The organism is Rhodococcus sp. GB-02 (assembly GCF_053470465.1).
This window is the reverse complement of sequence record NZ_JBPUKE010000003.1, coordinates 925,875-947,435: the sequence shown is the minus strand read 5'-3', so window position 1 is coordinate 947,435 and position 21,561 is coordinate 925,875. Positions and strand designations below refer to the sequence as shown.

General features: G+C 63.9%; 17 protein-coding genes. All 17 read left to right on the top strand.

All coding sequences use genetic code 11. The annotated features are described in order from the left end of the window. The first annotated feature begins 23 nt into the window (after positions 1 to 23). The 17 genes from recG (at position 24) to ACSW29_RS24830 (ending at position 21,538) form a co-directional block, all read left to right on the top strand. Positions 24 to 2,285, top strand: coding sequence for an ATP-dependent DNA helicase RecG (gene recG, locus ACSW29_RS24910; RefSeq protein WP_448278558.1), 2,262 nt, complete (start codon positions 24 to 26; stop codon positions 2,283 to 2,285). A gap of 120 nt (positions 2,286 to 2,405) precedes the next feature. Further along, positions 2,406 to 5,810: a pyruvate carboxylase gene (locus ACSW29_RS24905; RefSeq protein WP_347872163.1), complete on the top strand. Its 3,405-nt coding sequence runs from the start codon at positions 2,406 to 2,408 to the stop codon at positions 5,808 to 5,810. Then, positions 5,807 to 6,373: a 16S rRNA (guanine(966)-N(2))-methyltransferase RsmD gene (gene rsmD / locus ACSW29_RS24900; protein ID WP_317827885.1), complete on the top strand. Its 567-nt coding sequence runs from the start codon at positions 5,807 to 5,809 to the stop codon at positions 6,371 to 6,373. Before ACSW29_RS24905 ends, rsmD begins: the two co-directional genes overlap by 4 nt. Further along, positions 6,370 to 6,864: a pantetheine-phosphate adenylyltransferase gene (gene coaD / locus ACSW29_RS24895; protein ID WP_230812875.1), complete on the top strand. Its 495-nt coding sequence runs from the start codon at positions 6,370 to 6,372 to the stop codon at positions 6,862 to 6,864. Before rsmD ends, coaD begins: the two co-directional genes overlap by 4 nt. A gap of 131 nt (positions 6,865 to 6,995) precedes the next feature. After that, on the top strand, positions 6,996 to 7,757 hold the full coding sequence (locus ACSW29_RS24890; protein WP_317827920.1) for a DivIVA domain-containing protein: 762 nt from the start codon (positions 6,996 to 6,998) through the stop codon (positions 7,755 to 7,757). Between the two features lie 189 nt (positions 7,758 to 7,946). Continuing rightward, positions 7,947 to 8,507 carry a YceD family protein gene (locus ACSW29_RS24885; RefSeq protein WP_007729319.1) on the top strand — a complete coding sequence of 187 codons (561 nt, stop codon included), beginning with the start codon at positions 7,947 to 7,949 and terminating at the stop codon, positions 8,505 to 8,507. Between the two features lie 2 nt (positions 8,508 to 8,509). After that, entirely contained in the window at positions 8,510 to 8,692 is a 183-nt protein-coding gene (gene rpmF / locus ACSW29_RS24880) for a 50S ribosomal protein L32 (protein WP_007729318.1), read from the top strand. A 19-nt stretch (positions 8,693 to 8,711) separates the two neighbouring features. Continuing rightward, positions 8,712 to 9,485, top strand: coding sequence for a ribonuclease III (rnc, locus tag ACSW29_RS24875; protein WP_317827884.1), 774 nt, complete (start codon positions 8,712 to 8,714; stop codon positions 9,483 to 9,485). An 8-nt stretch (positions 9,486 to 9,493) separates the two neighbouring features. Continuing rightward, complete coding sequence (mutM, locus tag ACSW29_RS24870; RefSeq protein WP_230812885.1) at positions 9,494 to 10,363, top strand: bifunctional DNA-formamidopyrimidine glycosylase/DNA-(apurinic or apyrimidinic site) lyase; 870 nt, start codon at positions 9,494 to 9,496, stop codon at positions 10,361 to 10,363. A 42-nt stretch (positions 10,364 to 10,405) separates the two neighbouring features. Next, positions 10,406 to 10,858 carry an OsmC family protein gene (locus ACSW29_RS24865; RefSeq protein ID WP_230812887.1) on the top strand — a complete coding sequence of 151 codons (453 nt, stop codon included), beginning with the start codon at positions 10,406 to 10,408 and terminating at the stop codon, positions 10,856 to 10,858. Further along, positions 10,858 to 11,781: an SMP-30/gluconolactonase/LRE family protein gene (locus ACSW29_RS24860; RefSeq protein ID WP_347872165.1), complete on the top strand. Its 924-nt coding sequence runs from the start codon at positions 10,858 to 10,860 to the stop codon at positions 11,779 to 11,781. Before ACSW29_RS24865 ends, ACSW29_RS24860 begins: the two co-directional genes overlap by 1 nt. A gap of 5 nt (positions 11,782 to 11,786) precedes the next feature. Continuing rightward, the gene (locus ACSW29_RS24855; RefSeq protein WP_230812898.1) at positions 11,787 to 12,071 is read left to right on the top strand and encodes an acylphosphatase; all 285 of its coding nucleotides are present in this window, start codon (positions 11,787 to 11,789) and stop codon (positions 12,069 to 12,071) included. A 26-nt stretch (positions 12,072 to 12,097) separates the two neighbouring features. Next, a complete protein-coding gene (gene smc / locus ACSW29_RS24850; protein ID WP_347872166.1) occupies positions 12,098 to 15,685 on the top strand; it encodes a chromosome segregation protein SMC in 3,588 nt (1,195 codons plus the stop codon). Positions 15,686 to 15,727: 42 nt separating this feature from the next. Then, positions 15,728 to 17,140: a signal recognition particle-docking protein FtsY gene (gene ftsY / locus ACSW29_RS24845; RefSeq protein ID WP_347872167.1), complete on the top strand. Its 1,413-nt coding sequence runs from the start codon at positions 15,728 to 15,730 to the stop codon at positions 17,138 to 17,140. A 246-nt stretch (positions 17,141 to 17,386) separates the two neighbouring features. Then, a complete protein-coding gene (locus tag ACSW29_RS24840; protein ID WP_051649690.1) occupies positions 17,387 to 18,646 on the top strand; it encodes an ammonium transporter in 1,260 nt (419 codons plus the stop codon). Between the two features lie 56 nt (positions 18,647 to 18,702). Beyond that, positions 18,703 to 19,041 (top strand): P-II family nitrogen regulator, encoded by a 339-nt coding sequence (locus ACSW29_RS24835; RefSeq protein WP_003942772.1) that lies wholly within the window; start codon positions 18,703 to 18,705, stop codon positions 19,039 to 19,041. Beyond that, positions 19,031 to 21,538, top strand: coding sequence for a [protein-PII] uridylyltransferase (locus ACSW29_RS24830; protein ID WP_347872168.1), 2,508 nt, complete (start codon positions 19,031 to 19,033; stop codon positions 21,536 to 21,538). Before ACSW29_RS24835 ends, ACSW29_RS24830 begins: the two co-directional genes overlap by 11 nt. Positions 21,539 to 21,561: the final 23 nt, after the last annotated feature.

Here is a 21,561-nt window from a genome sequence, read left to right as displayed (position 1 = left end):
GCGACACTGTGCTGGAGGAACTGATGGCGACGCTCGGCGACCCACTCGATCGGCTGCTGGGAAAGAAGACCGCGGAGGCGCTCGACGAGGCATTCGAGATCCGGACTGTCGAGGACTTGCTGCGTCACTACCCACACCGGTACGCGTCGGCAGGCAAGGAACTTGCCGAAAAGGAGCCGCCCGAAGGTGAGCACATCACTATCATCGCGCGGGTGACGTCGGCAGCCGTCGTGAAGATGAAGAACCGTCCGGGACAGATGCTGAGGGTCTCGCTCGCGACCGATTCGCAGACCGTCGACGTCACGTTCTTCAATCCGCAGAAGGTGCGTCACGTCATCAAGCCCGGCGTGCGGGCGATGTTCTCCGGGACGGTGAAGTACTTCCGCGGGAAGTGGTCTCTCACTCATCCGAGCTACCTGATCCTCCCGGAACCTCGTGTCGGCGAAGAGGATTCAGTGGTACCCCTGGCATCCATCAAGGGGGCCGGTGACCTTGCCGGTCTGGCTCGCGCAAATCAGGATCCTGGAGCCGAACTCGATCTCTCCGTCTTCGACCGCGCATTGATCCCGCTGTACCCGGCGACCCGCGAGGTCGAGAGTTGGACAATCATGCGGTGCGTGCGGCAAGTACTCGACCAACTCGATCAGATCGAGGAGTCGTTGCCCGCCGAGACCAGGGCCGAGCACGGATTCATCGGTTTGGACGAGGCACTGCGCACTGTTCACCTTCCAGATACCAAGGAAGACATCGAACGAGCGCAGGATCGTCTGCGATTCGACGAGGCGCTGTCTCTGCAGTTGGTCCTCGCGATGCGTCGTCACGACAATTCCGAGCGTGTGGCTCCGGCCTGCGCTCCGGTTGCCGGCGGGATCGCGGACCAGTTCGAGGAGATGCTCCCGTTCACTCTGACGGAGGGACAGCAAGCAGTCGCGGAGGAGATCTCCAGCGACCTCGCCCGCCCACACCCGATGAGCCGGCTTCTTCAGGGCGAGGTCGGGTCAGGCAAGACCATCGTGGCTCTGCGCGCGATGCTGCAGGTCGTCGATGCGGGTTATCAGTGCGCGCTGCTCGCACCCACCGAGGTCCTGGCAAATCAGCACGCGCGATCACTGCGCAAGATGATGGGTCCGTTGGCGGCAGGTGGTGAACTCGGTTCGGCCGAACATTCCACCCGTATCGCCCTTCTGACCGGCTCGCTGCCTGTCGCTGCGAAGCGCGCAGCGCTGCTCGAAGCCGTGACCGGCGACGCCGGGATCGTCATCGGTACCCATGCGCTCATCCAGGACAACGTGGAGTTCTTCAACCTCGGCATGGTTGTCGTCGACGAGCAGCATCGCTTCGGCGTCGAGCAACGTGATCAGTTGCGATCACGAGCGCGTGAAGGTCTGAGTCCGCATCTGCTGGTGATGACGGCAACGCCGATTCCGCGAACCATCGCCATGACGGTGCTCGGCGACCTCGAGGTCTCGACCCTGCGGGAACTACCGCGTGGGCGAACCCCGATCAAGAGCAGCGTCGTGCCCGCGAAGCAGAAGCCGCAGTGGGTGGATCGCGCATGGGAACGAATCCGTGAGGACGTCGCCGCTGGTCGTCAGGCGTATGTCGTGTGCTCGCGGATCGGCGACGGTGAGCAGGGTGCAGGTGAGGACCAGTTCACCGAGGAGAAACAGCCCGAGACCAAGTCGGCGGTCGACGTCTTCGAAGAGCTGTCGAGTGGCCCGCTGGCCGATCTACGAGTCGGGTTGCTGCACGGTCGACTGCCTTCCGACGAAAAAGACGTCGTGATGAGCGCGTTCAACGTCGGTGACATCGACGTCCTCGTCTGTACGACTGTCGTCGAAGTCGGTGTGGACGTCCCGAACGCGACGGTGATGGTGATCGTCGATGCCGAACGGTTCGGTGTCAGTCAACTCCATCAGCTGCGTGGTCGTGTCGGCCGAGGGAAGCACCAGGGACTCTGCATCCTCGTCACCGGAAGCAATCCCGGCGGGTCGGCATACGAGCGACTCTCCGCGGTGGCCGCGACCAACGACGGGTTCGAACTGGCTCAGCTCGACCTCGCGACCAGACGCGAAGGCAACATCCTCGGAGCGGCGCAGTCGGGCACGACCTCGAACCTGCGGCTGCTATCTCTCATGGCACACGGAGACATCCTCGAATCCGCCCGGGAGTTCGCCCAGGGAATCGTCGACGACGATCCATCGCTCGACGGTCATCCCGCCCTGGCTTCCATGGTGACCGCCGCGCTGGACTCCGACCGGATCGAGTACCTCGAGAAGTCGTGACGGGTATGACGACAAGCTGAAATCGAATAGCACGAGGACCGCCGGGTTGGTTTCTCGATTCAGTCCGAAATATGAGACTCCGCATGTAGACGCAAGATGAAATCGGGGTAGTTTTCTCGAATGTTCTCCAAAGTGCTCGTCGCGAACCGCGGCGAAATTGCGATCCGTGCCTTCCGTGCCGCCTACGAACTAGGTGCCGGAACCGTCGCGGTGTTCCCGTACGAGGATCGGAACTCGATCCACCGCCTCAAGGCAGACGAGAGCTATCAGATCGGGGAGAAGGGTCACCCCGTTCGCGCGTATCTCTCGGTCGAGGAAATCGTCGCCGCCGCCAAGAGCGCCGGAGCGGACGCCATCTACCCCGGTTACGGTTTCCTCTCCGAGAACCCGGATCTGTCGGCGGCGTGCGCCGAGGCAGGCATCAAGTTCGTGGGTCCCTCCGCGGAGATCCTCGAGTTGACCGGCAACAAAGCACGCGCCATCGCCGCGGCCAAGGCCGCCGGTCTCCCGGTGCTCGCGTCTTCGGAGCCGTCAGCGGACATCGACGAGTTGCTCGCAGCAGCCGAGGACATGACCTTCCCGATCTTCGTCAAGGCTGTCGCCGGCGGCGGCGGACGCGGAATGCGCCGCGTTGCGGAACGCTCACAGCTCAAGGAATCGATCGAAGCCGCAGCGCGCGAAGCGGAGTCGGCCTTCGGCGATTCGACGGTCTTCCTCGAGCAGGCCGTCATCGACCCCCGGCACATCGAAGTGCAGATCCTCGCCGACGAGCAGGGCAACGTCATCCACCTCTTCGAGCGTGACTGCTCGCTGCAGCGTCGCCACCAGAAGGTGATCGAGCTTGCTCCGGCCCCCAACCTCTCGGAAGAGTTGCGCGCCAAGATCTGTGCCGACGCCGTCGCTTTCGCGAAGGAGATCGGGTACACGTGCGCCGGCACTGTCGAGTTCCTCCTCGACAAGCGCGGCAACCACGTCTTCATCGAGATGAACCCGCGAATTCAGGTGGAGCACACCGTCACCGAAGAAGTGACGGACGTGGACTTGGTCCAGTCGCAGCTCAAGATCGCGTCCGGTTCGACGCTTGCAGATCTGGGTCTGTCACAGGACACGATCAAGCTGCGCGGCGCGGCGCTGCAGTGCCGCATCACGACCGAGGATCCGGCCAACGGATTCCGCCCGGACACGGGCCGGATCACCGCGTACCGCACCCCGGGCGGCGCCGGTATCCGCCTTGACGGCGGCGCGACGCTCGGTGCCGAGGTCGGAGCGTACTTCGACTCGATGCTGGTCAAGCTCACCTGCCGTGGTCGCGACCTCGAAGCCGCTGTCGCGAGAGCTCGCCGCGCGGTCACGGAGTTCCGTATTCGTGGCGTCTCGACCAACATTCCGTTCCTGCAGGCAGTTCTCGACGACCCGGACTTCCGGGCTGGACGTGTGACCACCTCCTTCATCGAGGAACGTCCGCAGCTGCTGACCCTGCGTTCCTCCGCCGACCGCGGCACCAAGATCCTGACCTACCTCGCCGATGTGACGGTCAACAAGCCGCACGGCGAGCGTCCCTCTTCGGTGTACCCGCAGGACAAGCTGCCCAAGATCGACCTTTCGACGCCGCCGCCCGCCGGCAGCCGCCAGCGTCTGCTCGAACTCGGTCCCGAAGGTTTCGCGAAGGCACTGCGTGAGCAGAAGGCCGTCGGCGTCACCGACACCACCTTCCGTGACGCGCATCAGTCGTTGTTGGCCACGCGAGTTCGAACCAGCGGACTGCTGGGAGTTGCCGGGCACGTTGCACGGTTGACGCCGGAACTGCTCTCGATCGAAGCCTGGGGCGGCGCGACGTACGATGTGGGACTTCGCTTCCTGCACGAGGATCCGTGGTACCGGCTCGCCGCGCTCCGTGAAGCGATCCCGAACATCTGCCTCCAGATGCTCCTTCGCGGACGAAACACGGTGGGCTACACGCCCTATCCGGAGAAGGTCACGCGCGCATTCGTTCAGGAAGCCACCGACACCGGCATCGACATCTTCCGAATCTTCGACGCGCTCAACAACGTCGACCAGATGCGCCCTGCCATCGACGCGGTGCGTGAGACGGGAACGGCTCTCGCCGAGGTGGCGCTGAGCTACACCGGCGATCTGTCGGATCCGAACGAAACGCTGTACACGCTCGACTACTACCTGAAGTTGGCCGAAGAGATCGTCGATGCCGGCGCTCACGTGCTCGCGATCAAGGACATGGCCGGCCTGCTGCGCGCTCCGGCGGCCACCAAGCTCGTGACGGCGCTACGCAGCAACTTCGATCTGCCGGTTCACGTCCACACGCACGACACCCCCGGTGGACAGTTGGCCACGTACTTCGCCGCGTGGCAGGCGGGCGCCGACGCAGTCGACGGTGCTTCGGCGGCACTGGCCGGAACCACCAGCCAGCCTGCGCTCTCGGCCATCGTCGCCGCTGCCGCGCACTCCGAGTTCGACACCGGACTGAACCTGCAGAACGTGTGCGACCTCGAGCCGTACTGGGAGGCGCTGCGAAAGGTGTACGCGCCCTTCGAATCCGGGCTACCGGCTCCGACGGGACGTGTGTACACGCACGAGATCCCGGGTGGCCAGCTCTCCAACCTCCGGACCCAGGCCGTTGCTCTCGGCCTCGGCGACCGGTTCGAAGAGGTCGAAGCCAAGTACGCCGACGCAGACCGCATGCTCGGGCATCTGGTGAAGGTGACGCCGTCGTCGAAGGTTGTCGGCGACCTCGCTCTCCATCTTGTCGGCGCCGGTGTGCCTTCGGAGGAGTTCGCCGCAGATCCGGCGAAGTTCGACATCCCCGACTCCGTGGTCGGCTTCCTGCGCGGCGAACTCGGTACGCCTCCCGGTGGCTGGCCGGAACCGTTCCGCAGCAAGGCGCTCGAAGGCCGTGGCCAGGCCAAGCCCGAAGCGACGCTCTCCGCCGAGGACGAGGTACTGCTGGAGGGCTCGTCGAAGGACCGTCAGGCGACGCTGAACCGTCTGCTGTTCCCCGGCCCGACAAAGGAATTCCTCGAGCACCGCGAGAAGTACGGTGACACGTCGCGGCTTTCGGCGAACCAGTTCTTCTACGGTCTGCGGCGCGGCGACGAGCACCGCGTCGAATTGGCTCCCGGCGTGGAACTGATCATCGGTCTCGAAGCGATCTCCGAGCCCGACGAGCGCGGCTACCGCACTGTCATGTGCATCCTGAACGGCCAGCTGCGCCCGGTCTCGATCCGCGATCGCTCCATTGCCAGTGACGTACCGGTGGCGGAGAAGGCCGACAAGAACAACCCGGGCCACGTGGCTGCACCGTTCGCGGGCGTCGTGACACTCGCGGTGAAGGAAGGCCAGAAGATCGAGGCCGGCGACACCGTGGCCACGATCGAAGCGATGAAGATGGAAGCGGCGATCACCTCGCCGCGCGCCGGCGTCGTCTCGCGGATCGCGATCAGCGCCGTCCAACAGGTCGAGGGCGGAGACCTGCTGGTAGTCGTCTCGACGGGGGAGAGCGCCGCAGAGTGACACGCATCATCTCGGGACTCGCGGGCGGTCGACGCCTGCGAGTCCCGCCGAGCGGCACCCGTCCGACATCGGATCGGGTTCGTGAGGCGCTGTTCAGTGCTCTCGAAGCGCGCATCGATCTCGAAGGGTGCGCGGTTCTCGACCTCTTTGCGGGTTCGGGTGCTCTGGGCCTCGAAGCGCTCTCGCGGGGGGCCGAGCACGTCGTTCTCGTGGAATCGGATGCCAAGGCTGCTGCCGTCATCAAGGCGAACATCGACACTGTCGCGTTGCCTGGGGCGACGGTTCGTGCCGCTCCGGTCGCGGCCGTGGTCTCGGGTCCGAGCGCGCGTGAATACGACATCGTGATCGCGGACCCGCCGTACGCGGTGACCGACGAGGCCGTCGTGTCCATGCTCACCGATCTGCAGGCCAACAAATGGGTGGGGGAGGGCACCATCGTCGTACTCGAACGTTCGTCGCGCTCGCCCGAGACCGTGTGGCCGCCGGGCTACGAGCCGATCAAGGCCAAGAACTACGGTGAAGCCCGCATCGAGCTGGCCACCTGCTACGGTCTGGACTCATGACTGGCGCCGTTTGCCCCGGATCCTTCGACCCTGTGACCAATGGTCACCTCGACGTAATCGGAAGAGTTGCTGCGCAATTCGACGAGGTCGTGGTCACCGTGCTGATCAACAAGAGCAAGCGTGGCATGTTCACGATCGACGAGCGGATCGAGATGCTCGAAGACGCGACGAGTCACCTCCTCAATGTTCGGGTCACGTCGTGGCACGGACTGTTGGTTGACTTTGCAAAACAAGAAGGCCTCAGCGCGATCGTCAAGGGTCTGCGCGGCGCGAACGACTTCGATTACGAGCTGCAGATGGCTCAGATGAATCAGAAGCTCACTGGCGTCGACACGCTCTTCGTCGCCACGAATCCGACCTACAGCTACCTGTCGAGTTCTCTCGTGAAGGAGGTTGCGACCTTCGGTGGCGACGTCTCCGACATGCTCCCGGCCAAGGTGCATTCTCGGCTACTCGCGCGTATCGCCGAACGAGCAGCAGAAAACAGCTGATCCCCGACACACCGACCACGACGACGCCCCGTTGGCCGTTCTTCCGGCAAACTTGGACAGGAACGGGCACAGGTCCGAGTGGACCGGTGACGATGTGGGCCGAATTCGGCCGGTAGAGATTGGGGTTGCTTGTGTACCGCGTATTCGAGGCACTGGACGAACTGGTCGCAATTGTCGAAGAGGCGCGCGGTGTTCCCATGACCGCAGGGTGTGTCGTGCCTCGCGGTGACGTACTCGAGCTGCTCGACGACGTCCGGGACGCAATTCCGAGCGAGCTGGACGACGCTCAGGACGTCCTCGATCATCGGGACAAACTGGTCGGTGACGCGCGAGCTAACGCGGAGAAGACGGTCAGCAGCGCCAACGCCGAGGCGACGACGACGGTGGAGAACGCACGCGACGACGCCGACCGCATTCTGTCCGACGCCAAGGCTCAGGCCGATCGCATGGTTGCCGAAGCACGTGCACACGCCGATCAGTTGGTCGAGGACGCAGAAGCAGAAGCTGAACGCACTGTCACGGACGGCCGTCGTGAGTACGACGCAGTGACCGGACGGGCGCGTACCGAGGCCGATCGGATGATCGAGTCTGGCCAGGCTTCGTACGACCATTCGGTGGCCGAGGGAACGGCCGAGCAGGCTCGTCTGGTCTCGCAGACCGAGGTTGTCCAGTCAGCCCACGCGGAATCCGCGCGGGTGATCGACGCCGCTCACGCCGAGTCCGATCGGATGCGGTCGGAGTGCGACCTGTACGTTGACACCAAGTTGGCCGAGTTCGAGGAGTTCCTCACGGGAACCGTTCGATCGGTCGGGCGCGGTCGTCAGCAGCTTCGAACGGGTTCGGGAGTTCCCGATTACCAAGACGACGATCGTCGTTCGGAGCGGCGCCGCTAGAGCGGATCAGGCAGTCGAGGGTGGGTCGTCCGATATGGGGCGGCCCACTTTTTCGTGGATGGAATTGGGATTTGCCTTGTAGCTGCCGTATTGTGGAGTGGTTGCCCATACCAGTTTCAACAGTTAGGTGAGTTCTCTTTGTCAACGCATCGTCGTAGTTCGTCGCATCAGTCAAGTGATGCGGGATTTTTGCTGGACACGGTCAAGCTCGGTCGTCGTCCAGGGTCGATGCGTACCGTCGAGAGAACAATTCAGTCCCCGAACCGTATCGGTCTCGATCTGATCGCGATCGAAGCGGGCGCGGACATAGATCTCGATCTTCGTCTCGAAGCTGTGTCTGAAGGTGTTCTTGTCACCGGAAACGTGCACGCACCCACCAAGGGTGAGTGCTCGCGGTGCCTCGAACCGTTCACCGACACCGTGGACATCTATCTCACGGAGTTGTTCGCTTACCCGGACAGCACCACCGAGGAGACGACGGAAGAGGGAGAGGTCTACGCGGTCGAAGACGACGAAATCGACCTCGAACCGGTCATCGTCGATGCAGTCGGGCTGGCGCTTCCGCTCCAGCCTCTGTGCAGTGACGATTGCCTGGGATTGTGCTCAGAATGTGGCATTCGCCTGGCGATTGCGGAATCTGGGCATGGGCATGACATACTTGATCCTCGCTGGGCTGGTCTCGCGGCCAAATTTGGCGTGGAATCAAACACCAGCGAAAATCTTGTGATCACCGAAGCCGAGGAGAAGTAGAAGTGGCTGTCCCCAAGCGCAAAATGTCGCGATCCAACACGCGGTCGCGTCGTAGCCAGTGGAAGACCACTGTGCCCACCCTCGTTACCTGCCCCAACCGTGGCTGTGGCGAGCAGACCCTTCCCCACATCGCATGCCCGTCATGCGGTACTTACAAGGGCCGCCAGGTAACCGCTGCTGTCTAGTTCTCCCCGGAGAAAGACTATGACGAGCGAAAATACAGTTTCAGCCGCCGGCGGCGAGGGCAATCACGACAAGCTCCTCGCCGCTGTCGGCGTAGATATAGAGCCCGGTCTTCTGACCCTGGCTCTCACGCACCGCTCGTACGCGTACGAGAACGGCGGACTGCCCACGAACGAGCGCCTCGAGTTTCTCGGGGATTCCGTTCTCGGGGTCACGGTGACCGAAAATCTCTATCTGTCCCACCCGGACAAATCCGAAGGTGATCTGGCGAAGATCCGTGCCAGCGTGGTCAACATGCATGCACTCGCCGAGGTTGCCAGGACTCTGGGTGAAGGTGGACTCGGAGCGCACCTGCTGCTGGGTAAGGGTGAGGAAATGACGGGCGGCCGTGACAAGCCGTCCATCCTCGCCGACGGTATGGAGTCGATTCTCGGCGCCATCCACCTGCAACACGGCATCGAGACTGCGCGACGCGTTGTTCTCGATCTGTTCGACGATCTACTCACTCGCGCACCGCTTCTGGGCGCGGGTCTGGATTGGAAGACGAGCCTGCAGGAACTGACCGCAGAACACGGTGCCGGAGTTCCCGTATACGAGATCACCGCTACCGGACCCGATCACGACAAGGAATTCACGGCCACCGTTCTCATCAGTGGCAAGCCCTTGGGTGTCGGTGTCGGTCGTTCCAAGAAGGAAGCCGAGCAGAAGGCAGCAAGTTCGGCATGGAAGACGATGTCGGAGAATGCCGCTGCTAGCGCAGTCGCTGCCGACGACGCGACTGATCTCGCCGGCTGAGTTCACTCTTGCCTGAGCTTCCCGAAGTCGAAGTCGTTCGCCGCGGCCTGCAGTCTCATGCTGTAGGTGCGGCGATCGAGGCCGTCGAGGTCCTCCATCCCCGCGCGATCCGGCGCCACATTCTCGGTTCCGAGGACTTGATCGGCCAACTCACCGGCCAGACCATCGCTTCGGCAGAGCGACGTGGCAAGTATCTGTGGCTGGTTCTCGAGCCTGCCGGTGTCGGACTGGTAGTCCATCTCGGGATGAGCGGACAGATGTTGGTCCAACCCCCGACCGTCGACTGGGAAAAGCACCTACGTATTCGGTTGGCCCTCGATTCCGGAGCTGATCTTCGATTCGTCGATCAGCGAACCTTCGGTGGCTGGTCGATTTCACCTCTCGTCGAGGTCGACGGAACGATGCTGCCAGAGTCGGTGGCGCACATCGCTCGCGATCCCATGGACGTTGCATTCGATCTCGAATCCGTCGTGAAAGTCCTGCGGGGCAAGCACACCGAGATCAAGCGTGCGATTCTCGATCAGACCGTGGTATCCGGGATCGGAAACATCTACGCTGACGAATCGTTGTGGCGCGCAAAGATTCACGGCAACCGAATCGCCGAATCCCTCACCAGGCCCAAACTTCGAGAGCTGTTGACCGCAGCGCACGCAGTGATGGGTGAAGCGCTCGATCAGGGCGGTACGTCCTTCGACGCTCTGTACGTGAACGTCAACGGCGAGTCCGGTTACTTCGACCGGTCACTGTCGGCCTACGGGCAGGAGAACCTTCCGTGCCCGCGATGCGGCGCGCCGATCAAGCGTGAGAAGTTCATGAATCGATCGTCGTTCAGTTGCCCGCGGTGTCAGCCGACCCCGAGGGCACGGAGAATCGCCTAGGTCTCCCGCCCCTCCGGTTCGGCGGAGTGGCAAGATTGCGTCATGGCTGAACAGACTCCCGACAACGCTGCAACCGCCCCGGCTCACACGGAGCTTTGGGTCGAACGCACCGGAACCCGCCTCTACACCGGCAAGAGTTCGCGCGGCGCAGAGGTTCTCATCGGCTCCGAATCGGTGCCAGGAGTCTTCACGCCCGGCGAACTCCTCAAAATCGCGCTGGCCGCATGCACCGGTATGAGCTCCGACTTCCCGATTTCTCGCCGGCTCGGTGATAACTACGACGCGACGGTCCGAGTGTCCGGCACCGCCGATCGCGAGAACGAGGTCTACCCGCAGCTCGACGAGGTTCTCGAACTCGATCTCAGTGAGTTGGATGCCGAAGCACAGCAGCGCCTCATCACTCTGGTCGAGCGCTCCGTGGACAAGGTGTGCACCGTCGGGCGCACTCTCAAGGCCGGAACCAAGGTCACTCTGTCTTTCGATACGGAAGCCTGATGTCTCGCGCGGGCAGCATTGTCGCTGCGATCGCACTGGGTTCCGTTGTGGCGGTGAGTGCTCCGGCGCACGCCTCGGTCCCGGTCGACGGCTCGGCCGGTGGTTGCGGGTCGTGGACGTCGAGCGTCGTGACGACTGGTGCCGGCATGCTCGAGAATCTCGAATTCGACGGCAACGGATCGATGGTGTTGTCGCAGTCGGCTCTGATCGGGCCGGGTGCACTGCTGAAAGTGGCTCCGGACGGAACACGGACAACTCTGGTCGGTGACGTCACCGGACCTGGCGGGCTGGTCGCGCGTGACGGATCCGTGTACTTCACCACGGGCAACTCGACTGTCTCGGGACTGTTCGGAATCGCCGACGGCAGCCTTCGCAAGGTCGACGTCGCAGAAGGATCGGTGACAACGATTGCCGACGGTCTGGTGATGCCGAACGGGCTTGTGCCGCTGGACGGTAGCCGCTTCCTTACCGCTCGCACGCTGACCCGGCCGGGGCTCACAGTCATCAACAGTGACGGAACCAGTTCGATCGTTCGTGAGGATCTCGGCACCGTCGACGGCCTTGCGCGCTCCGGTTCGACGATTTACGTGACGACGACCTTCGACATGGTGACCGCCGTCCACCTCCTCGAGGCAGACGATCTGGGCGGAGCGGTGCGAACGATCACGCTCCCCGGGTTCGGTCCGGCAAACATGGCGGACGATCTGACCGTCGGACCGGATGGCGCGCTGTATATCGCCTTCAACGCCGGCGGCAAAGTTGTGCGCGTCGATCCGGATTCGGGATCTTCGTGTGAGATCGCCTCGGGTCTGCCGTTCACATCCGCGGTCAAGTTCGGCGCCGGCCCTGGCTGGGATCCCAACTCGCTCTACACAACCGGTTTCCTGGGTGAGGTCCACCGTCTCGAACGTGTGGCGGGCTGAGCGTCGTGGCTGAGACAGCGCCTGTGCGTTTGACGGCGTGGGTTCACGGATACGTTCAAGGCGTCGGGTTTCGGTGGTGGACCAGGGCCCGCGCTCTCGAACTCGGGTTGATCGGATATGCGTCCAATCAGCGTGACGGTCGAGTGCTCGTCGTGGCGGAAGGCGAACGCACGCAGCTCGAGCGATTGTTGGAGTTGCTGCGCTCGGGCACTACCCCGGGCACGGTGGATCTTGTGGTCGACAGCTGGGACCCCGCCAGGGGCGACCTGACAGGGTTCGTCGAACGCTGACCGGTTTGGCGGTAAAGTTTCCCCCCATGCACCTCAAGAGTCTGACACTCAAAGGATTCAAATCCTTTGCGTCGGCAACGACTCTTCGGTTCGAGCCGGGGATCACCTGCGTCGTCGGCCCCAACGGCTCGGGAAAATCCAACGTCGTCGATGCGTTGACCTGGGTGATGGGCGAGCAGGGCGCCAAGGCCCTGCGCGGCGGCAAGATGGAAGACGTCATCTTTGCCGGGACCTCCGGCCGCGCGCCGCTGGGCCGGGCCGAAGTGACCCTGACCATCGACAACGCCGACGGGGCGCTCCCGATCGAGTACTCCGAAGTGTCGATCACGCGCCGCATGTTCCGCGACGGCGCGGGGGAGTACGAGATCAACGGCTCGTCCTGCCGTCTGATGGACGTCCAGGAACTGCTCAGTGACTCCGGTATCGGCCGCGAGATGCACGTCATCGTCGGGCAGGGACGGCTCGCTGCGATCCTCGAATCCCGGCCCGAAGACCGACGCGCCTTCATCGAAGAAGCCGCCGGAGTCCTCAAACATCGCCGCCGCAAGGAAAAAGCGGTGCGCAAGCTCGATTCCATGCAGGCTAATCTCGCTCGGCTCAGTGATCTCACCTCGGAACTGCGTCGGCAACTCAAACCGCTCGGACGCCAAGCCGAGGTCGCCCGGCGAGCGCAGACGGTCCAGGCCGACCTGCGTGATGCCAAGATGCGACTGGCCGCTGACGACCTGGTGACCCGTAGAACCCAACTGAACGACCAGGCGCAGGACGAGAAAGCGGCCCGCGAACAGCACAACGAGGTGGCGTCCGCGCTCGACGAGGCCAACCTCGAACTCGGGCGCCAGGAGCAAGCTCTCGCTCGTCTGACTCCGGGATCGGAAGCGGCTGCGCAGAGTTGGTTCCAGCTCTCCGCGCTTGCCGAACGAGTCAACGCCACCGTGCGCATCGCCCGCGAACGTGCACGACATCTCGACTCCGAACCCGTCGGCAACCGCGGCCAGGACCCGGACGAGATGGAGGCGCGGGCCGAACGTCTCGCTGCTGAGGAAGCCGAACTTCTCGAAGGCGTCGAGATCGCGCGAGCGGCATCGGAAGCAGCTCGTGAGCAGCTGGCATCCACGGAAGATGCTGCAGCAGAGGCGGAACGGGCGCACATGGCGGAAGTCCGCGCCGTCGCTGATCGGCGCGAAGGTCTCGCTCGACTCTCCGGTCAGGTCGACACTCTGCGTACCCGCGTCGAATCCGTCGACGCGGAAGTGTCTCGGCTGACCGAGGCAATCGACGAGGCTCGTCTGCGTGGGGATGCTGCACAGGCCGAGTTCGACACGGTGCAGGAAAGCATCGGGGACCTCGATGCCGGTGAAGTCGGCCTCGACACCAATCATGAACGCGCCATCGAAGCTCTCGAGATGATCGACGCGCGCGTCGACGAACTTCGCGAGGAAGAAAAGACGAGCGGGCAACGTATCGCTTCGCTCCGTGCGCGCGTCGAGGCACTGTCGATGGGCTTGCAGCGCAAGGACGGTGGCGGTTGGCTGCTCGAACACCGACGCGACGACGGCATCACCTCGCTGGCCGGATTGATCCACGTCGAACCAGGTTACGAAGCCGCGATCGCCGCCGCGATGGGGCCGGCAGCGGACGCCGTCGTGGCACAGTCGCTGGACTCGGCTCGCTCGGCTGTTGCAGCACTGGCCGATCAGGACGGTGGGCGTGCATCACTGATCGTGAGCGGTGAACCGGCGATCAAGCGCGAGGCCGAGATCGCGCCGGGTAGTCGTCATGCCGTCGACGTCATCGACTGCCCTGACGAGTTGCGTGCGGGGTTGACCGCAATACTCGATGGCGTTGTCCTGGTCGAGACTCTCGAGGACGCGATTCGAGTTGTTGCTGACCACAAGGGAATTCGTGCCGTGACGCGTTCCGGCGATCTGCACGGTTCGGGGTGGATGATCGGTGGCTCGGATCGGCAACCCAGCACGCTGGAGGTACAGGCGGCGATCGACGCGTCAGCAGCGGAACTGGCGGCAACGGAGAGCCGATCCGAGGAACTTGACGCGGCGCTGTCCGGCGCTCTGGCCGAACAGGCCGCTCGACGCGAGACCGCGGAGCAGACTTTGGCCGCGCTCAACGAGTCGGACGCTGCCATGTCCGCCATTTACGAGCAGTTGGGCAGATTGGGGCAAGCAGCACGAGTCGCCCACGCGGAATCCGAGCGGTTGACCGCCCAGAGAGTGCGTGCCGAGGAGGGCCGCGGTGAGTCGCTGACAAAGCTGGCGGACCTGGAAGAACGTCTGCGTGTGGCCGAAACCGACGGCAGTGCACCGGGACACGGCGCAGAATCGACCGCTGCCGATCGTGAAATGGCCGCAGCAGCGCTAGCGGAAGTGCGCATCGTCGAAATGGATGCCCGCCTCGCGGTGCGCACCGCCGAAGAACGTGCGGAATCCGTTCGCGGAAAGGCTGATTCGCTTCGCCGTGCCGCGTCCGCCGAACGAGAAGCGCGAATTCGCGCCGAACGGGCTCTGCGCGCCAGGGCGCACGCTGCGGAGGTTGCAGCTGCCGTCGCCGAATCGGGACAACGTGTGGCGGCCGAACTCGAGACCGTCGTCGCTGCTGCCCTTGCTCACCGCGACGAGTTGGCTCGGGCCCGCTCCGAGTGCACGGCAAAGCTGGATCAGGTCCGCGAGATCGTCCGAGCACTGACCGGACAACTCGCTTCACTCACCGACGCCGTCCATCGTGACGAGGTTGCCAAGGCTCAGGCAGCGCTGCGCATCGAACAACTCGAGGAGTCGATCCTCGATCAGTACGGTATCGGCCTCGATGATCTGATCGCCGAGTACGGACCCGACGTCGAACTGCCGCCGACCGCCCTCGAAATCGAGGAGTACGAGCAGGCCAAGGAGCGCGGGGAGCAGGTCACCGCCCCCGCTCCGCTTCCGTACGACCGTGCGACTCAGGAACGGCGCGCCAAGCGGGCGGAGAAGGACCTCGCCACCCTCGGCAAGGTCAATCCGCTGGCGCTCGAGGAATTCGCAGCGCTCGAGGAGCGGTACACCTTCCTCTCCACTCAGCTCGAAGACGTCAAGACCGCACGCAAGGACCTTCTTGCTGTGGTCGCAGACGTGGACGCACGAATCCTGCAGGTGTTCACCGAGGCCTATGCCGACGTCGAGCGGGAGTTCGTGGGCGTGTTCGAGAAACTGTTTCCCGGGGGAGAAGGACGACTGGTTCTCACCGATCCGTCGGACATGCTCACCACAGGCATCGAGGTCGAAGCGCGTCCGCCCGGGAAGAAGGTCAAGCGGTTGTCGTTGCTGTCGGGCGGCGAGAAGTCGTTGACCGCGGTGGCCATGCTGGTCGCGATCTTCCGGGCACGCCCGTCCCCGTTCTACGTCATGGACGAGGTCGAGGCGGCGTTGGACGACACCAACCTGCGGCGGCTGATCGGACTCTTCGAACAATTGCGGGAGAAGTCGCAGTTGATCGTGATCACCCACCAGAAACCGACCATGGAAATCGCCGACGCGTTGTACGGAGTCAGCATGCGCGGCGACGGCATCACCACCGTGATTTCGCAGCGACTTCGCGGTCAAGACATGGCCTCTACGTAAGCCCTGCTCACTTTCCGGGTCGGAGCCTGAAACAATGGGCCGGTGACTACCCAGGCTTGGATCATCATCGCGGCTGTAGCGGCCGTACTACTCGTCGTTCTCGTTGCCGGATTCCTGCGTTACCGCAAGGGGCAGGTTTCGCTGAAGGCGCCCGAGACGAAGCCGGAGCTCGGCGCCCCCGAGAAGGACAAGTCAGGCGGCTACAAGGCCGGCGGCGGGTTCAACTTCAGTCAGGGGTCGACGGCAACAGCGCCACCTCCGGTGGTTCCGGCACCCCCGGTGGCGGAGAAGCCGCCCGTCGTCGAAAAGCCGATAGTTGAAGAACATGTCGTCGAGGAACCGGTTGTCGAGGAACCTGTCGCTGAGAAGCCGGCCGTCGTCGAGGAACCGGTTGCCGAAGAGCCGGTAGCAGAAGAGCCGGTAATCGAAGAGCCGGTAATCGAAGAGCCGGTTGTCGAAGAACCTGTTGTCGTTCCTGAACCTGTAGTTGTACCCGAGCCTGTCGTGCCTGCGCCTCGCGTGCTGGACGAGATCGACCCGACCGAGGGTCGGCTTGATCGACTGCGCGGACGCCTCTCCCGCTCGCAGTCAGCGGTCGGCAAGAGCTTGCTCGGTCTGCTCGGTGGCGGCGATCTGGACGAGGATTCGTGGGAAGAAGTCGAGGACACCCTTCTGATCGCTGACCTCGGCTCCGCGACCACGGAAAAGGTCGTCACCAAGCTTCGTGAGCAGATGGCGGCACGCAGTGTCCGCACCGAAGCTGACGCCCGCGCACTGCTGCGCGAGGTGTTGATCGCCGAACTGCGTCCCGAACTGGACCGTTCCATTCGCGCCTTGCCGCACGACGATCACCCGGCTGTTCTGCTCGTCGTCGGCGTCAACGGGACGGGAAAGACCACCACAACCGGCAAGCTGGCTCGCGTGCTCGTCGCCGACGGTCGTCGCGTCGTGCTCGGTGCCGCGGACACGTTCCGCGCCGCCGCTGCTGATCAGCTCCAGACGTGGGCCGAGCGTGTCGGCGCTGAAGTTGTTCGTGGCAAGGAGGGTGGAGATCCCGCTGCGATTGCCTTCGACGCGGTCTCACGGGGCATCGCGGACGGCGTCGACGTGGTCCTGATCGACACCGCCGGCCGCCTTCACACCAAGACCGGTCTGATGGACGAGCTCGGCAAGGTCAAGCGGGTCATCGAGAAGAAGGCGTCGGTCGACGACGTTCTGCTGGTTCTCGATGCGACGGTCGGCCAGAACGGACTGGCGCAGGCTCGAGTGTTCGCGGAGGTCGTGGACATCACCGGCGTCGTACTGACCAAGCTGGACGGAACTGCCAAGGGCGGAATCGTCTTCCAGGTTCAGCATGAACTGGGTGTGCCGGTGAAGTTGGTCGGTCTCGGTGAAGGTGCCGACGACCTGGCGCCCTTCGAGCCGGGTGCGTTCGTCGACGCCCTGCTGGGCTGACGCCCCGTGCGCCTTTTCGGTAGTTCGAACTACCGAAAAGGCGCACAGGGTTCGTAGAACCCCCTGGCGAAACCTGTTTGCAACAAAGTTGGGCAATTGGTTCACGTCTGCGAAACGCGACAGCGCCATGGACGAAACACCAGCCCAGCACTCTTCTCCTTAACGACGTGCTGCCCGGCACGTGCGACTAGGAGGTAGTAAGTGAGTACCGACGATTTGTTGGCGAACTCCGGTAACGCCGCATGGATGCTGATGGCTGCATCTCTGGTCTTGCTGATGACACCCGGCCTCGCTTTCTTCTACGGCGGGATGTCTCGGTCCAAGTCCGTCCTGAACATGATGATGATGTCCTTCGGGGCCATGGCCGTCATCGGCGTCATCTACGTTCTGTGGGGATGGTCGATGTCCTACGGCTCCGAGAACATCGGGGGCATTTTTGCCAACCCGTTCGAGTTCTTCGGCCTCAAGAACAGCATCACCGATGCTGACGGCAACTTCATCGCCGGCGCGTGGGGCTACCCCAACGTCATCGACATCGCGTTCCAGGTGACGTTCGCGATCATCACCACCGCCCTCATCAGTGGCGCCCTGGCCGAGCGAGTCAAGTTCGGTACCTGGCTCCTGTTCTCGGGTATCTGGGTCACCGTCGTCTACTTCCCCCTCGCACACATGGTGTGGGGTGGCGGACTCCTTTCGGGCTCCGAGGACGGCATCGCGGCAAAGCTCTTCGGCACCACGGTCAACGACGACGGAGTCACCGTCGCCAACGTCGCTCCGATCGACTTCGCCGGTGGCACAGTCGTCCACATCAACGCGGGTATGGCCGGTCTGGTCCTCGCTCTCATCGTCGGCAAGCGTCTCGGCTTCGGCAAGACCGCCTTCCGTCCGCACAACCTGCCCTTCGTGATGCTCGGCGCCGCACTGCTCTGGTTCGGTTGGTTCGGCTTCAACGCCGGCTCGGCATTCGCCGCCGACGGAAACGCCGGTCTCGCCTGGGTCAACACGACCACCGCGACGTGTGCCGCAGTCCTGGCCTGGCTCGCCACCGAGCGTATTCGTGACGGTCACGCCACCAGCCTCGGCGCAGCTTCCGGTGCGGTCGCCGGTCTGGTCGCCATCACTCCGGCTGCCGGTGCGCTCAACCCTGTCGGGTCCATCTTCCTCGGCGCCGTTGCCGGCATCCTGTCCGCTCTCGCAGTCGGCCTGAAGTTCCGCTTCGGCTTCGACGACTCGCTCGACGTCGTCGGCGTTCACCTCGTCTCCGGCCTGTGGGGCACGATCGGTATCGGATTCTTCGGCACCGCAACCGGCCTCTTCTACGGCGGCGACTACAAGCAACTGGTGGTTCAGATCGTGATCGCACTCGCAGCACTCGTCTTCACCGGCGTCCTGACGACGATCATCGGCTTCGCACTCAAGCCCCTGGGCTGGCGAATCTCGGCCGAGGACGAGGCACGCGGCATCGATGAGACCGAACACGCAGAGACCGCATACGACCTCGCGTGATCAGCACGTGATTAAAGTGAATTCAGGCACTTCAGAGTTTGGAAAGGGATGAGCACATGAAGCTGATCACAGCAATCGTCAAGCCGTTCACGCTCGAGGACGTCAAGACCGGACTCGAGCAGGCCGGAGTGCTGGGTATGACAGTCAGCGAAGTTCAGGGCTACGGCCGACAGAAGGGCCACACCGAGGTGTACCGAGGCGCGGAGTATTCCGTGGACTTCGTACCCAAGGTTCGGGTCGAGGTCGTCGTCGACGACGCCGCCGTTGACAAGGTGGTCGAGGTGATCGTCGAGGCCGCTCGCACCGGCAAGATCGGTGACGGCAAGGTATGGGTCTCGCCCGTCGAGTCGGTCATCCGGGTTCGTACCGGGGAACGCGGTGGCGATGCACTCTGACCCGAAAGGGTCCGAGAACTTCGGCCCTGGTTCCGTCGCGAAAGCGACGGCGCCAGGGCCGGTCTCGTCAGGGGGATCCGACGAAGCCGCGGACCTGGCCCGCGCGCGCAAGGCTCTACTCACCGGTGGCGTCAAGAACAGGAGGCTCGACGCCCCGTCACTGCGACATGCACTGGTCGATCTGCACGAATTCTGGTTGACCACCAAGGGGACCGAACTTGGCATCAAACCGGATTGTGGGTTTGCCATCGTCGCCGTGGGTGGTCTGGGCCGACGTGAACTGTTGCCGTATTCCGACCTCGATCTGATTTTGCTGCACGACGACATGGACCCGGCAGTCGTCTCCCACGTTGCGGACAGCCTGTGGTACCCGCTGTGGGATGCGCACATCAAACTCGACCACAGTGTGCGGACGCTTCCGCAGGCGCTCCAGGTTGCGGCCACAGACATGACCGCGGCGCTCGGAATGCTCGAAGCGCGCCACATTGCCGGCGACGTGGAACTGAGCAACCTGTTGATCAGTGGTGTCCGTCGACAGTGGCGCATGGATATCCGCAGCCGGTTCGACGAGTTGATCACCCAGACTCGTACGAGGTGGGAGCGCAGCGGCGAGATCGCCCATCGCGCCGAACCGGATCTCAAGAGCGGCCGCGGCGGGTTGCGTGACGTGCAGTTGCTCAACGCTCTGTCCATCGCGCAGTTGACCGACGGGATGCCGGGACTCGGACCCAACTCGCCCGGCGGCGGTCTGGCACTTGCGCACAGGCGGTTGCTCGACGTGCGTACCGAACTTCATCGCGTTGCCGGTCGCGCCCGCGATCAACTGCGAGCACAGGACGCCGACGAAATCGGTGCGGCGCTGCGGATCGGTGATCGATTCGATCTGGCACGCCTTCTCAGCGAATCGGCGCGCACCATCAGCTATTCGGTGGACGTCGGTATCCGTACCGCCGGAAACTCCTTGCCCAGGCGTGGTTTGTCTCGGCTGCGTCGTGCGCCGGTGCGGCGGCCCTTGGACGAGGGCGTCGTAGAGCATGCGGGTGAGGTTGTTCTGGCGCGCGACGCCAGGCCGAAGAAGGACCCCGGTCTGGTGATGCGGGTGGCGGCAGCGGCAGCCACCAACGGCATGCCGATCTCGGCGTCGACGCTCAATCGCCTTGCCGACAATGCCCCCGAACTACGTGAACCGTGGCCGAAGAACGCGGTCAACGATCTTCTTGTCGTGCTCGGTTCGGGCTCGCGTGCGGTTCCGGTGATCGAGGCGATGGACCGGACCGGGCTCTGGGGTCGACTCCTGCCGGAGTGGGGAACCATTCGCGATCTTCCGCCGCGCGACGCCGTCCACACGTGGACGGTCGATCGCCATCTGGTCGAAACTGCCGCCTATGCAAGCGGATTCACCACGCGGGTCGCCCGGCCGGATCTGCTCATGCTCGGTGCGTTGATCCACGACATCGGCAAGGGCCGAGGGGGAGATCACAGCGTCGTCGGTGCCGAACTGGCCACCGCTATCGGAAATCGATTGGGACTCTGGCCTTCCGACGTCGCGACGTTGACGGCGATGGTGCGCTATCACCTGCTGTTGCCGGAAACCGCGACCCGTCGCGACCTCGACGATCCGGCAACGGTGCAGCGAGTGGTGGACGCACTCGAGGGAGACGGGACCCTTCTCGATCTCCTGCATTCGTTGGCGGAAGCGGATTCCCTGGCCACCGGGCCTGGTGTCTGGGGCGACTGGAAATCGTCGCTGATCGGTGAGCTCGTGCGTCGTTGCCGATTGCTGATGGCGGGGGAGGAGCTCCCGCAACCTGATCCACTCGACCCCGAGCAGTTGGCCATCGCCGAGGACGGCGGGGTCCACGTCTCGCTCGTTCCGGCCGAGAATCCGCACACCTACGTCGTGACGGTCATCGCGCCCGACGCACCCGGGTTGTTGTCTCGGGCGGCCGGGGTTCTGGCGCTGCAGTCTTTGCGGGTGCATTCTGCTTCGCTGGGGTCGCATGCGGGTTCGGCGGTCAATTCGTTTGTCGTGACGCCGAGGTTCGGTACACCGCCGCAAGCGGTGTTGCTCCGACAGGAACTGATCCGAGCGTCCGCCGGTGAACTGAATCTGCTCGAGCTTCTCGACGCAAAGGACGAGGAGGCGCGGGCGGAGCAGTGGGACGACCCGATCCAGACCAACAAGGACTCGGCGGTTCCGGTGCTCTATTCGCAGGCGCCGCCGCGGGTCATCTGGTTCGACGCGCCCGGCGACGGTCACGCGATCCTCGAATTGCGCACCGAGGACCGCATCGGCCTGCTCTGCCGACTGGCCGCAGCACTCGAACACAGCGGTGCCGACATCCGGTGGGCAAAGGTCGCGACGTTGGGTACTTCGGTGGTCGACGCGTTCTGCCTCGACTTCGGTGAGGCGGATACCCGCGCGGCGAGAGAGCGTGTGGAAGAGGCGGTGCTCGCGGTGGTTCCGGTGCCTCAACCCAAGAAGAAAGAGGATTGACGGACCTGTTTCGGCGGTTACGC

Excerpts from the sequence above, each read along its gene's own strand:
- ACSW29_RS24840 (WP_051649690.1), top strand. The coding sequence starts at position 17,387 with ATGCTGATGGCTGCATCTCTGGTCTTGCTGATGACACCCGGCCTCGCT.
- recG (WP_448278558.1), top strand. The coding sequence starts at position 24 with ATGGCGACGCTCGGCGACCCACTCGATCGGCTGCTGGGAAAGAAGACC.
- ACSW29_RS24830 (WP_347872168.1), top strand. The coding sequence starts at position 19,031 with ATGCACTCTGACCCGAAAGGGTCCGAGAACTTCGGCCCTGGTTCCGTC.
- smc (WP_347872166.1), top strand. The coding sequence starts at position 12,098 with ATGCACCTCAAGAGTCTGACACTCAAAGGATTCAAATCCTTTGCGTCG.
- ACSW29_RS24860 (WP_347872165.1), top strand. The coding sequence starts at position 10,858 with ATGTCTCGCGCGGGCAGCATTGTCGCTGCGATCGCACTGGGTTCCGTT.
- ACSW29_RS24835 (WP_003942772.1), top strand. The coding sequence starts at position 18,703 with ATGAAGCTGATCACAGCAATCGTCAAGCCGTTCACGCTCGAGGACGTC.
- rnc (WP_317827884.1), top strand. The coding sequence starts at position 8,712 with ATGACGAGCGAAAATACAGTTTCAGCCGCCGGCGGCGAGGGCAATCAC.
- ACSW29_RS24905 (WP_347872163.1), top strand. The coding sequence starts at position 2,406 with ATGTTCTCCAAAGTGCTCGTCGCGAACCGCGGCGAAATTGCGATCCGT.
- ACSW29_RS24865 (WP_230812887.1), top strand. The coding sequence starts at position 10,406 with ATGGCTGAACAGACTCCCGACAACGCTGCAACCGCCCCGGCTCACACG.
- coaD (WP_230812875.1), top strand. The coding sequence starts at position 6,370 with ATGACTGGCGCCGTTTGCCCCGGATCCTTCGACCCTGTGACCAATGGT.